The sequence below is a fragment of the Cryobacterium cryoconiti genome (assembly GCF_004403065.1).
GTDB classification, from domain to species: domain Bacteria; phylum Actinomycetota; class Actinomycetes; order Actinomycetales; family Microbacteriaceae; genus Cryobacterium; species Cryobacterium cryoconiti.
The window spans coordinates 276,342-288,284 of sequence record NZ_SOHA01000005.1 but is presented as its reverse complement, the minus strand read 5'-3'; the positions used below and the strand labels follow the sequence as shown (position 1 = coordinate 288,284).

Below are 11,943 nucleotides of genomic sequence, written 5' to 3'. Positions count from 1 at the left end.
AGCCCGGCTGGACCGACCAGTGCCCGGCAACCATCCCGGGACACCAGGGCGGCGCAATGCCGGTCCGACACTGTGCGTGGTCGGCGATCGGGAGTGCTACCCGGCCTGGACTCCGACATCCAAGTCATCTCTGATTGCTGTGGAACCTCGATCGCCGTCGGCGACCGTCGTGTCGATGACGATTTCCGAGTGCAGGGTGCGGTGCACGGGGCATTTATCGGCAATTTCGCGCAACCGCTGACGCTGCTCGTCGTCGAGGTCACCGTCGAACCGGATGACCCGTTCGATGCGGTCCACCTGGCCGGTTTCGGTCTCGCAGTTACTGCAGTCCTGCGCATGGATTCGGGAGTGCCGCAGCGAAACAGTGACCTTCTCCAGCGGCCACTTCTTGCGCTGGGCATACATCCGCACCGTCATCGAAGTGCAGGCACCCAGGCCGGCCAGTAAGAAATCATAGGGCGACGGGCCGCTGTCGGTACCGATGGGAGCGGGCTCGTCCGCGGTCAGCCGGTGCCGACCGATCCTGATCTGCTGGGCGAAGGCCCCGGTCCCGGTCTCGGCCACGACGACGAGTCCTTCAGCCGGGTCGTCCGGCGTGGAGGATGTAGCCGGCTCCGGGAGCGCGGCGAATGCATAGCGGCCGGCCCAGGTGGCGAGCATAGCGGCCGCGTAGGCGGCGTCCGCCGGCTTCGTGAGCAGGTGGTCGGCCCCGTCGAGCGCCACGAAGGATTTGGGGTGACGGGCTGCCTCGTAGATGCGCCGCGCGTTGTCGGCATCGACGATGGCGTCGGTCGGAGAGTGCATCACGAGCAGGGCCGCGCCCAGGCTGCCAATGCGCTGGGCTTGAGGCTGGGCGGCGATATCGTCGAGGAACTGACGACGGATGCGGAAGGTACGGCCGGAGAGTTCAACCTCGGCTTCGCCGCACGCCTCGATCTCGGTGCGGCTCTCACTCAACAGGTGCGAAAGATGATCGGGGTCCGCCGGCGCCCCGATCGTCGCCACGGCCCGCACCTCGGGGATGCGGTGGGTGACGGCAAGCACGGCGGCCCCGCCCAGCGAGTGCCCGATTAGAAGAGTTGGCGCCGCGTAGTGCTGACGCAGATAATCGGCGGCGTGCACCAGATCCTCGATGTTGGAACTGAAGTTGGTGTTGGCGAAGTCTCCCCCGGACTGGCCCAGGCCGGTGAAGTCGAACCGGAGCACCGCGATTCCGAAGTCGGTCAGGGCGCGGGAGATGCGGGCGGCCGCGAGCACGTCTTTGCTGCACGTGAAGCAGTGCGCGAACAGTGCGTAGGCCCGGGGCGTCGACTCCGGCAGGTCCAGACGCGCCGCCAACGCCGACCCCTGGGAGCCGGGGAATGCCAGTCTCTCGCTGTGCCTAATCATGCGTTGTCCGTTCTCTTGTTGATCGTGTGAGGGTCGGGGGCGAGCCGGGTGGCCAGTTCGCCGAGGGCGGTGATGGTGTGGTCCGGTGCCGTGAAGTAGCTGGGGTAGGTTTCATCGGTGCGGTTCAGCCACGCGGTGCGGAGGCCCGCCTGGGCTGCCCCATGGATGTCCCAGGGGTGCACGGCCACCAGGAGCAGGTCGGACGGCTGGACGCCGCAGGCATCCGCGGCGTACTCGTAGGCAGAGCGAACCGGCTTCCAGGCCGGGGCGTCTTCCACCGTGAGCAGGGCCTCGAATTCGCCGCGGAGACCCGCCCGGGTGAGGAGGGACTCGGCCACCCGCGCGGATCCGTTGGAGAACGTCACCAGGCGCAACCCCGCCCGCTTCAGCTCGAGGATGCCGTCGGTGATGTCCGGGTGCAGGCTCAACGTTTCGAAGCCGTCCATCACGTGGCGCACCGCGTCGTCGAGGCCGCGGGTCAGGGCGACGTCGCGGAGGACCCCGCGCAGGATCTCGGATCCGATCATCGAGAATTTCGCGGTGCCGCCCGCGGCGGCCAGGGCGAAACCGTCCCGCAGCAGCGTGGCGAACCAGACCCGGGCCAGGGAGGCCGGAGCGCCGACCTCCACGAACCGGGTGCTCAGCGGGGACATGTCGGAGAGGGTCTCGTTGACGTCGAACACGATCACTGAGGGCGTGCTGGTCATAACGGGTTCCTTTGGTCAGTGCGGGTGGTGCCGGTCGTGCAACCTCGCTAGTCGGTCACGCCGTGCGCCGGGCGACAACGCGCAGTGCGGAGGCATCCTGGATGACAATGCGTCCCCGGCCCTGCCGGATCAGGTTACGGGCGGTGAAATCGGCCATGGTCTTGCTGGTCGCCTCCCGGGTCGCGCCGAGCAGCCCGGCCAGCTGCTCGTGCACACCCATCTCGTCTCCGCACTTCTCACGCAATTTCTCACGCACGGCTCGTGAGGATATGCACGACCGTCAGCCCCAGAGTAGCCCCGTAGATCAGATGCCCCATCAGAGAGAACACGCTGGTCGTGTCCAGGACGCCGAGGGGCATCCCCAGCATCAGGGGCATCATCACCAGCGGTCCGAGACCCCACCAGATGGCGCCGTCGGCCAAGCCGACGAGGGTTCCGCGGGTATACCCGGTGAGCAGGTAGATCGCGCGTGAAGCTCCAGCCTCCGAGAGTATGAAGGTGTGATGAAACGCCCTCAATTCACAGTGACAGGCACACCTCGGGCGATTTGATCGATGCCCCAAGCCGCTTCGAGCTCAAGATCAAGCACATTGAGTCAGTAAATGGCCACAAACCGAGAGTGCACTAGGGCATTCCAGGTTACTCCAACCGGGTAGTGAGCGCGCGGCCGAATAGCGGTCCCACCTGTCGTCGACAGACCAGGACAGTGAGAATGGAACTATGCAAAAGATCTCGATCGAAGCCTTCGCCCGCGAACATCTGAAGACCGCCGCCGCCAGCACAAGTGGTCGCGCCGCCGGGACGGTCTTCGGCGGCCACGAAAGAGTGATGCGTCAAACCGTCATCGCATTGCTGACCGGGGTTTCCCTCAGCGAGCACGAAAATCCGGGCGAAGCGACGATCTATGTTCTCAGCGGACGCGTGCGGCTGAAAGCCGGCGACGACGTCTGGGAGGGGCGAACCGGTGATTTCCTGATCGTTCCGGACGCACGCCACAGCCTGGAAGCAGTCGAGGACTCCACGGTCCTAATGACCGTGGCCAAAACGAGCTAGATCGCCTCGTGCGCGCCGCGTCGCAGTCCGGAACGTGTACCGTGGCCGACTGGCGACCAGCCCAGGAGGGTGCGGCCGAATTTACGGTGCATGAACGTTGACCAGGCAACATATCGCCCTGGAAATCGCGACAAGAAATCCTGAGCAAACGCTACTCGAACTCGGCGAAAGCTAGACAGCCTGATCAAACCGTATTCACTGTAGGGCGGCCGGGACTTGAACCCGGGACCGCCGGTTCCCGTGCGCGCCTCAAGTCCGAGCGGTGAGCCCCCGCTTCCAGAGCCCAGGTCGGCCAGCGTTGGCCTGGGTCGGTGCCATCGACTCGTTCATCAATTACAACCGGCCCCGTGAAGCACCCGAGTTCAGCACCCGGTGGGCCATCATTCACGGCCGAACCCGGCGCACCGGCCCCAGGGCATGTCTGCAATCGGCGAGCAACTCACTCCCGCCACAGAAAGACTCTAGTTCCGTGCCCACGAGGGTACCTCTATTCGAGCAACTTGCCGACCTGGGTGACGTCTCCCATGAGGGCCGCGATCTCGGCTCGCACCGGCGGGATCTGCTCGTGCGCGATCGAGCCGTCGGCTGACCACACCAGGTTCACCTGCAGGGCGGAATCCATGTGCGGGTAGTCACTTCGGTTGTGGGCGCCGCGACTTTCCCGACGTTCCAGAGCACAGGCGAGGGTTGCGCGCGCGGCCATGAGGGAGGCACGCAGGTCGAATGCGTGTGCAAGGCCAGAGAAGCCCGCGACATCCGGATGCACTCCGATTCGGGTCTGACGATCGTCGAGGTCGTCCAACTGGCGCAGTCCTTCCAGTAGCCCCGCTTCGTGGCGCACCACTCCGCCGAAATCCGTCATGGTGTTGCGGATGTCGCGCTGCAAGGCGCGCACATTCTCCTGTCCGTCCGAGGCGAGAGTGTCAGTCACCTCCCGCTCGGCTGCCTGGACGGCGTCCTGTGATCGATTCTGAGAGGTGATACCTGCGCTGTACTCGGCCGCAGCCTGGCCGACAATCCTGCCGAACACGAGCAGCTCAATGAGCGAGTTGCCGCCAAGCCGATTGGCTCCGTGCAACCCGCTGGACGCCTCGCCGATAGCGTACATCCCGACGACATCGGTGGAGTGGTCATCCGGTCGCACCCACACTCCGCCCATGGAGTAGTGCGCGGTCGGAGCGATCTCGATGGCGGTGGTAGTGACGTCGAGTACCTGCAATTCGAGCATGGTCTGGTAGACGCGGGGCAGGCGCGTCATGATTGTCTCGCGGGGCAAGTGGGAAATGTCGAGCAGCACGCCGCCCTTCGCGGTGCCGCGTCCCTCCTTGATCTCGGTGTACGCGGCGAGGGCGACCCTGTCGCGGGTGGACAGTTCCATGCGCTCGGGGTCGTAGTTGGCCATGAACCGCTCGCCGAGTGCGTTCCGCAGAACCCCGCCCTCGCCTCTGGCGGCCTCGCTGATCAGGGTGCCTGCGGCATTCTCTGGTTCGAGGATGCCACTTGGGTGGAACTGAACCAGCTCGGCGTCACGCAGCCGACCGCTGGCATCCACTGCCAATTTGAAGGAATCGCCCGTGTTCTCGTCCCGGCGGCTCGATGTGCGGCGCCAGATGCGGTTGTGTCCGCCGGCAGCAATGATGACTGCGTCGGCGATGACCGTCACCCGGCTGCCGTCGCGCAGGTCGAAGCCATAGGCGCCGAACACCACGTTGTCACGCACGAGGATGCGGGTGATGTACACCGAATCCAGGATGGGGACCTCAAGCTGGGAGGCACGGGCCACAAGGGTCCGTTGGATTTCAAGCCCGGTATAGTCTCCTGCGAAGGCGGTGCGACGGTATTTGTGGGCGCCGAAGTAACGCTGACTGATACGCCCGTCACTCTCCCGCGCGAAGGGCATTCCCCATCGCTCGAGGTCCTGGATGCCGCGGCCCGCGTTCTTCGTCACTATCTCGGCCGTGTAAGGATTGGCGAGAAAGTAGCTCTCCTGGATGGTGTCTGCAGCGTGCTGCTGCCAGCTGTCCTCGGCATCCATCGTTGCCAGGGCCGCGTTGATCCCGCCCGCCGCCAGCGATGTGTGCGCGTCGTTCTTTGGGCGTTTACCGACGGCGAGAACGTCAACTCCGCGTTCGGACAGCTCGATCGCGGCACGGAGGCCCGAACCGCCGGTGCCGATGACGAGCACGGAGGTAGAGATTCGGCGACCTGTGAGGGTGTCGTCTGACATGAGGAGGCCTTCCCGGGGAAATAGAACGGAGCCACACCGACCATGGCGTTCTAAGCGAAGTTAGCTCGCGTCGCTGAGCATTCGCCCCGATCACACGGGGGTTGGCTGCGTGCGACCAGCGTCTCCAAGATCAGGGTGAGTTGGGACCTCACGAAGTCCGAGGTTCATCAGAAATCTCCGTCAGGGATCTCCACGGGAAGCGAGTAAACCGGAATGAGCTTCGGTGGGCCATGGCCACGGCCGGACTACCGCGACGGTGCCGGCGTACTGTACCGTTCAGCCGGGTCCTGCGATCAGCTTGAGGAAGGAACTCGATGATTCGATCAGAGTCCAGCGTTGAGGTGCCGCGTTCGGCAGAGGATGTCTTCGCTTTTCTGGCAGACGGCACCAATAACGTCAAGTGGCGAAGCGGCGTGCACGCGATCCGTCACGTTCGTGGACGGGGAGTGGGCGCTGAGTTCGAGCAGCTTCTCACCGGTCCGGGTGGAAGAACAATGCGTGCGAACTACCGCGTGGTCACGTCTAAGGAACCGACCCTGCTTGAGTTCGAGGTCACCGCCGGACCGGCCCGGCCTCGAGGGTCGTTCACGATCACCACTGTCTCATCTGCCTCATGCCGGGTCCTATTTAAGATCGAGCTTGAGCCACAAGGCGTGATGAAGTTTGTGCGAGGGATGATTGAAGCGCAAGTGGCCGCGGAGGTCGCCGCAATTCAGAACCTGCCCCGGGCGATGCGCAACGCGTAGCCCGGCTTCGGGTTGTCATTTTCCATTCACGATTGCGCAGATATCAGTACACGCCTGCACAACCGGCGAGGTGGATAGATGACAGCCTCACAGGCTCATGCCGCCGGACAGTGATTGCCTGTCGACGATCCGACGAGTGGTGGCCGCAGCGATCCCGTATCGGACAGTAACCCTCAACGCCGCAGCAGACGTGCCCAGGTGTTCGTCGAGGAAGCACGGTAACTGTGCAACGGTCCGTTGCGCATTTGTATTCGCCCAGCTGCTTGAGGCGATAGCGCAGCGCCGGGTGCTTTCAGGGTAAGCGGCGCATGGAATTGCTTTCTGGCTCGGGATCCAACAACGTAGCCAGGACGCTGAACTGTTTCACTGCAGTTGCCTTAAGCAAGGGAAGGCGCTCCTCACACATCTGGCTGATTCTGGGACCTGCTCAATACAGCGTGCGATGTATAGTCATCACATGCTGACTATTGCTACTCGTATCGATGTGATGAACCGGCTTGGTCGTGCAATGGCGGACCCGACTCGCTCGCGCATTCTCATGACCCTGTTGGACGGGCCGAGTTACCCGGCCGCGCTGTCCCGCGACCTCGGCCTTAGCCGTTCAAACGTGTCCAACCACCTCACGTGCCTGCGAGATTGTGGCATCGTTGTGGCGGCACCTGAGGGGCGCCAGACTCGCTACGAAATCGCAGACCCTCACCTGGGGCGGGCGCTGACAGCGCTGGTGGACGTGACGCTGGCCGTTGACGAAAGCGCAGCCTGCGTCGACCCGGCCTGCTCGATCGCCGGATGCTCCGCGGAGACGACCCGATGACCGTCACAGTAACCGACGCCCGCCGAGCGGTCCTGCACCGCCGAGTACGATTCATCGTCGCCTTCACGATCACCTACAACGTGATCGAAGCGGTCGTGGCAATCTGGGCCGGCACGCTGGCATCCTCCGCTGCACTGATCGGGTTTGGTCTCGATTCCATCGTGGAAGTGCTCTCGGCTCTAGCCATAGCGTGGCAGTTCACCCGCAAGGACCCGGAGCGTTGGGAAAAAGCGACCGTGCGCGCGATCGGGATCGCGTTCTTCGCCCTAGCCGCGTACGTCATCACCGACTCCGTTCTCTCGCTCACCGGGGCTCAGGACGTGGACCACAGCCCGCTCGGTATCGGCATTGCGACCCTCAGCTTGCTGGTCATGCCCCTGCTGGCCTGGTTCGAGTTCCGAACCGGCCGCGAACTCGGCTCCAAGAGCGTCATGGCCGACGCCAAGCAACTCGTGCTGTGCATCTACCTCTCCGGCACCGTTCTTATCGGTCTGCTGCTCAACAGCCTGTTCGGATGGGAGTGGGCCGATTCCATCGCGGCCCTCGTCGTTGCTGTTCTCGCGATCCGGGAAGGTTTCGAAGCGTGGCGCGGTGACGTCGAGTCACCATTCGAAGTTCTCAGCGAAATGGTTGAGGATGACGATGACAACGACGAGCAACACGAAAACAGCGTCAGCGACCGACGCAGCTAGGCCATTTTCGGCCCAGAGAGAAAGCACCGGCCCCGTGAAGACCATCACCAAGATCAACATCAGCGTTGCCGCCGCCGTCCTCCTGGCTGCGGCAATGCCTAGGCACGGTGTTCTCTGAGGAGTTCGAGCACCATCAGTTCTGTGTGCGCGACCTCAACGTCATCGAGACATTAGCCGCCGGTTAGTGCCCCTCCCGCACTGAATTTGCACCGCGTGAAGATGCCGTGCGGGACGGTGGGCGCTGTCGCGTTCCCATGCCCCGCGGCCCTATAATTTCCGACCTGCCTAGGTGCGCACAATCAGGTACGGGCTCCGCACTATGTAAAGAATTATTGACTCGTCGGGCTCGCGCCGCTATTCTCAAAGTCAAAGATTATTGACACGAATGGCGGTTGGCAGCATGAGCTTCCAAGAGAAAAGCACTCTGGCGATGACGGGGATCCTGCTCGCGGTCTTCGGATGCTATTTCGCCCTCGTGCTCGGCGAGGTCTCCCGCTCACCGCTCCGCGATGTCACCTACAAGGGCCTGATGGTCCCCGTGGTCGTTGCTCTGGTGGTCCTGACAGCGGTGGCGCACGCGGTGATCGCGGCGACGGCTCCGGCGGACGCCGACGCAAACGACGAGCGAGACCGGAGCATCGGGCTTCGTGGCGGCCGGATCGCGGGGTATGTCCTCGCCGTCGGCTGCGTCTGTGGGCTCACCCTTGCCATGGTGGAGGCAGACACATTCTGGATCGCCCAGGTCCTGCTCGGCGGCCTCGTGCTGGCGGAGTTGACCGAGGGTGTCAGCAAGTTGGTCCTCTACCGGCGCAGCGCCTGATGACGAAACCGACGCGCGTGTCCAATAGGATCGCGGACCTCCGGGCCCGGGCGGGAGAGATGAGCCAACGCGAGCTGGCCACCCGTATCGGCGTGACCAGGCAGACGGTCAATGCCATCGAGCTGGAGAAGTACTCCCCTTCCCTCGAGGTCGCCTTCAAGATCGCCCGGGTTTTCGATGTGGGGCTGGAGGATGTCTTCCATTACCCCAGCGGCGCGGCCGCCGCGCTGCCGCCCGCCGGCGGAGTTTCTTGACTCCTTCTCAGTGAGATCCCGGGACAGCGGTCAACCGTCGGCCTGGACGAGGGCAACCGCTGCGACGCCCCATGCTTGCCCTGGTCGACGAGCTCCGCCGCACCCGAGGAACCTGCCGACGGCCGGTCCCGGCCTGCGGCCAGCGCCGTTCAGATTCCACCCTGCGCGCCGGGGCGTCAGCCGGGCGGCGGCTTGGACATCCCGAACTCGTTGACCGGATGTCCCGGAGGCTTCGGTTTGTGCTCTGCCGGGCAGTGCACAATCGCGTTCGGGGTTCGTCTTGCGAGCTGCTCCGGATGTTCCCTCTTGGCCAGGCAATCGACGGCGTGTTGCCCCGACCGACCACGCGGTCGTAGGCTCGCGCTACGTAGGGCCCTCAGGTGTCCGCGAATCGAGGGGTGGTCGACATGGAATTCAGTGCTCTTTTTTGGTGGAACTTCTGGGTGGTTCTCCAGGTTCTCGTTGTGGTTGGGGTCGTCGTGGCTCTGGGGCTTTTCATCCGCTGGGGACGGCGCAAGAGCGCCATTCTTGAGGCGGGCCAACCCGCGGAAGGTCACGGGCCCACTGCCGGTAAGTAGCGGACCGGGCGTGGTACTTGGCTTCGGATCGGTGAAAATCGCGGTGGCCATCAACGAATCGCACTGGGCGACATCGCTTTTCTTCAACAGCGACGATGGTACGTTCATCCTCTTCGTGAAGAAGGCGATCCGTCAGGCCGAGGGGGTCGGCGCCGGAGACCCGGTCACGATCGTGTTGAAGCTCCTGCTCTGAGCTCAGCCGCAGACCGGGCCCGGACGGGCCGATGGCCGGCCACAGACATCCGTCGACGACCGGTCAGGTTCCATTGCTGCATCCCCGGCATACACACGAACGACCGGCCTGTCGCGAGGATCGAGCCCGTTTTTCGGCCACTGCGGCTGGGACACAAGACACTTTCACCGCACGGAAGCGGGGTCTACAGTCACGCGCAGCAGGTCCGATTCTTATGAAGCGACCAGGGAGAGCGGGAACACTCGACGAAAGGCGGCCAACGAATTGGAGATCAGCGGCAACTATCCGGGAGCGAGCAGGCGGACGCCGCGCTTGCAGCCCCGATGGTTCATCGTACTTTTCTGGAAGGCGCACCGGGCCCTGGTCCGGGTCACCGGGGGGCGCCGCGGCCTGTGGCGGCCGCGCGACAAGACCTGGGGCGCACTGAGGCTGACTACGATCGGGCGTCGTAGCGGCCAGGAGCGATCCGTGATCGTCGGGTACTACGAGGACGGTCCGAACCTGGTGACCATGGCGATGAACGGCTGGGGCGAAGCGGAGCCCGCATGGTGGCTGAACCTCCAGACGCATCCGAAAGCTTGGGTCCAGCTCTCCGACGGGACCCGCCAGGTCGTCGCCCACGCCGCAACCGGTGCGGAACGGGACCGGCTGTGGGACCGGTGGCGTTCTCTGGACAAGGACCTCGACGGATACGCCCGTCGTCGCCCAACAGAGACGGCCGTGGTGGTCCTCGAGCCGGTGACGTGAGTTGATGGCACCGAACGTGCTGATCGGAAGTCGTGGTCGTCCGACCATCAGTGCTCGCCCCCTCGACTGCTCAAGGATAATTCGGGCTCGTGGAGGCCGTCCAGCCATCGGCGCACGTCGGAGACTCGATAGCGGATCTCCCGTCCAACTCAAATGCCGGACGGACCGCGACCGTCGGTACGCAGGTCATAGATGGCCTGCACCTGCACGCCGAGATACTCGGCGAGTTCGCTTGTCGTCAGTACAGGCTCAAAACCGAGCCCTGTCGACGTTCCCAAACGCCACCCCCAGAGACTCTTAAACTTAGGCGAATCGACGCCGAATCTGCGCCCATGGACGTTCGTGAATGGCATCGCTGGGAAGCCTTTCCCGGGGCACATTCCTGGATCCTGTTGTCGTACAGGCGAGAGTGCGTAAATGATGAACTATGAGCTCCGACCCCCACTCCGCCCCGGTCCCGGATAGTGCCTGGCTGGCTGACGATCTCGCCCGTGAACGCGGCCGGGTGGAGATCTTCAACGCCACCCGCCCCGGCGGCCTGGACGGCTGGACCATGGACCTGCAGCAGTACGAACTGGTGCGCACACACATCCTGGCGGTCCTCGCCACCCCGGACCGCTCCGACGGCACCGTCCTGCTGAAAGACCTGGTGGCATCCACCCAGGACCACCTCGGCGAACACAGCGCCTTTCCCAAAGGTCGACTGCGCAACTACTGCACGTACACCAAGGTCGACCTGGAAGCACGTGGACTCGTCGAACGAGTACCAGGCACCAGCCCACAACGCATCCGCCTCGTGAACGCACCCTCCCCATGACCGACCTGACCCTGCCCACGGGAGACGTGAACCTCGCCACCTCCCTCGCACCGTTCCTCATGCTGGCCCGCGACCCCACTGTTCGGCTCTCCCCTGGTCTGTTCGAGCGGGCCACCCTCACTCCTGAGGGGCCGGGGACGATCGCCGTCACCTGGGACCCTGCCCGGCCCGAGGCTCTCGTGCGCACCCACGGCGACGGGGCCGGGTGGCTGCAGCGCCAGGCCCCCGCGATGCTCGGCCTGCTCGACGATGTCACCGGCTTCGCCCCCACGACCGACCCGCTACGAACCCTGTGGCGCCGCCACCAAGGCGACCGGGTCACCGCTTCCGGCACCCTGTGGCACGACCTTGCGTGGTTTATCGTGCAGCAAAGAGTCACCCGCGGCGAAGCCGCAGCCTCATGGTCCCAACTGGTCAACACCCTCGGCTCCCCCGCCCCAGGGTCGGCAGACCTGAATATTCCGCCCTCGCCCGCCGTCATCGGCCGGCTGACCTATGACCGGCTGCATCGGTTCGGCATCGAACGCCAGCGAGCGGAGAACCTCATCGCGGCGGCGCGCTTCGCCTACCGCATGCACCAAGCACCGTGGCCGGACCAGGAAACCACTCTCACTGGCCTGGGGATGGTGCGCGGCGTCGGTCCCTGGACACGGAGTTGCCTGTCGACATTCACCTGGGGATCAGCGGACACCGTCATCACGGGCGATGCCGGGATCCCGTCCCTGGTCACCTGGCTCCTCGCCGGCGAACGGCGCGGCGACGACGAGCGGATGCTTCAGCTGCTGGAGCCATACCGTCCCCACCGTTACCGCGTCATCCGCCTCGCTTTCGCCAGCGGCAGCAGACCGCCCCGCCGAGCACCGCGTACCCCCGTCAACCCCATCCGTAGCCGCTAGCGCGTCAGAC

The 11,943-nt window shown here is 64.6% G+C and carries 16 protein-coding genes; 10 read left to right on the top strand and 6 right to left on the bottom strand.

From position 1 onward, the window contains the following. Positions 1–96 precede the first annotated feature (96 nt). From E3T49_RS02750 to E3T49_RS16085, 4 genes are read right to left on the bottom strand one after another with little or no spacing between them, the layout of a single operon-like run. Positions 97–1,389 (bottom strand): bifunctional alpha/beta hydrolase/OsmC family protein, encoded by a 1,293-nt coding sequence (locus E3T49_RS02750; RefSeq protein ID WP_134423259.1) that lies wholly within the window; start codon positions 1,387–1,389, stop codon positions 97–99. Further along, the gene (locus E3T49_RS02745; RefSeq protein ID WP_134423257.1) at positions 1,386–2,096 is read right to left on the bottom strand and encodes a haloacid dehalogenase type II; all 711 of its coding nucleotides are present in this window, start codon (positions 2,094–2,096) and stop codon (positions 1,386–1,388) included. Before E3T49_RS02745 ends, E3T49_RS02750 begins: the two co-directional genes overlap by 4 nt. A 55-nt stretch (positions 2,097–2,151) precedes the next feature. Beyond that, a complete protein-coding gene (locus E3T49_RS02740; RefSeq protein WP_241972599.1) occupies positions 2,152–2,352 on the bottom strand; it encodes a helix-turn-helix domain-containing protein in 201 nt (66 codons plus the stop codon). Continuing rightward, entirely contained in the window at positions 2,345–2,518 is a 174-nt protein-coding gene (locus E3T49_RS16085) for a hypothetical protein (protein ID WP_166785450.1), read from the bottom strand. The genes E3T49_RS02740 and E3T49_RS16085 overlap by 8 nt, the downstream gene beginning before the upstream one ends. Positions 2,519–2,816: 298 nt before the next feature. Between E3T49_RS16085 and E3T49_RS02735 the strand changes: the two genes are divergently transcribed. Next, positions 2,817–3,149: a cupin domain-containing protein gene (locus E3T49_RS02735; protein ID WP_134423255.1), complete on the top strand. Its 333-nt coding sequence runs from the start codon at positions 2,817–2,819 to the stop codon at positions 3,147–3,149. Positions 3,150–3,636: 487 nt separating this feature from the next. Here the strand turns inward: E3T49_RS02735 and E3T49_RS02730 are convergent, their stop codons facing one another. Further along, positions 3,637–5,376 carry an FAD-binding protein gene (locus tag E3T49_RS02730; RefSeq protein WP_134423253.1) on the bottom strand — a complete coding sequence of 580 codons (1,740 nt, stop codon included), beginning with the start codon at positions 5,374–5,376 and terminating at the stop codon, positions 3,637–3,639. 314 nt (positions 5,377–5,690) lie between these two features. On the opposite strand from E3T49_RS02730, the gene E3T49_RS02725 reads away from it, so the two are divergent. From E3T49_RS02725 to E3T49_RS02690, 7 genes are all read left to right on the top strand, one after another. Further along, a complete protein-coding gene (locus tag E3T49_RS02725) occupies positions 5,691–6,122 on the top strand; it encodes an SRPBCC family protein (protein ID WP_134423251.1) in 432 nt (143 codons plus the stop codon). Between the two features lie 457 nt (positions 6,123–6,579). Beyond that, positions 6,580–6,936 carry a Cd(II)/Pb(II)-sensing metalloregulatory transcriptional regulator CmtR gene (gene cmtR, locus E3T49_RS02720; RefSeq protein WP_134423249.1) on the top strand — a complete coding sequence of 119 codons (357 nt, stop codon included), beginning with the start codon at positions 6,580–6,582 and terminating at the stop codon, positions 6,934–6,936. Beyond that, the gene (locus tag E3T49_RS02715; protein ID WP_134423247.1) at positions 6,933–7,628 is read left to right on the top strand and encodes a cation diffusion facilitator family transporter; all 696 of its coding nucleotides are present in this window, start codon (positions 6,933–6,935) and stop codon (positions 7,626–7,628) included. The genes cmtR and E3T49_RS02715 overlap by 4 nt, the downstream gene beginning before the upstream one ends. A gap of 400 nt (positions 7,629–8,028) precedes the next feature. After that, positions 8,029–8,448, top strand: a complete 420-nt coding sequence (locus E3T49_RS02705; protein ID WP_134423245.1) for a hypothetical protein — start codon at positions 8,029–8,031, stop codon at positions 8,446–8,448. Next, entirely contained in the window at positions 8,448–8,702 is a 255-nt protein-coding gene (locus E3T49_RS02700) for a helix-turn-helix transcriptional regulator (protein WP_134423243.1), read from the top strand. Before E3T49_RS02705 ends, E3T49_RS02700 begins: the two co-directional genes overlap by 1 nt. A 588-nt stretch (positions 8,703–9,290) precedes the next feature. Beyond that, on the top strand, positions 9,291–9,473 hold the full coding sequence (locus tag E3T49_RS16080; protein WP_166785449.1) for a DUF1905 domain-containing protein: 183 nt from the start codon (positions 9,291–9,293) through the stop codon (positions 9,471–9,473). A gap of 312 nt (positions 9,474–9,785) precedes the next feature. After that, on the top strand, positions 9,786–10,220 hold the full coding sequence (locus tag E3T49_RS02690; protein ID WP_134423239.1) for a nitroreductase/quinone reductase family protein: 435 nt from the start codon (positions 9,786–9,788) through the stop codon (positions 10,218–10,220). 149 nt (positions 10,221–10,369) lie between these two features. Here E3T49_RS02690 and E3T49_RS02685 read toward each other — a convergent pair whose 3' ends face one another. Continuing rightward, the gene (locus E3T49_RS02685; protein ID WP_134423237.1) at positions 10,370–10,573 is read right to left on the bottom strand and encodes a helix-turn-helix domain-containing protein; all 204 of its coding nucleotides are present in this window, start codon (positions 10,571–10,573) and stop codon (positions 10,370–10,372) included. Positions 10,574–10,647: 74 nt separating this feature from the next. Here E3T49_RS02685 and E3T49_RS02680 point away from each other — a divergent pair, with 74 nt between their 5' ends. Both E3T49_RS02680 and E3T49_RS02675 read left to right on the top strand, forming a co-directional pair. After that, the gene (locus E3T49_RS02680; RefSeq protein WP_134423235.1) at positions 10,648–11,037 is read left to right on the top strand and encodes a DUF6958 family protein; all 390 of its coding nucleotides are present in this window, start codon (positions 10,648–10,650) and stop codon (positions 11,035–11,037) included. Continuing rightward, positions 11,034–11,933, top strand: coding sequence for a DNA-3-methyladenine glycosylase family protein (locus tag E3T49_RS02675; protein WP_134423233.1), 900 nt, complete (start codon positions 11,034–11,036; stop codon positions 11,931–11,933). Before E3T49_RS02680 ends, E3T49_RS02675 begins: the two co-directional genes overlap by 4 nt. Positions 11,934–11,943: the final 10 nt, after the last annotated feature.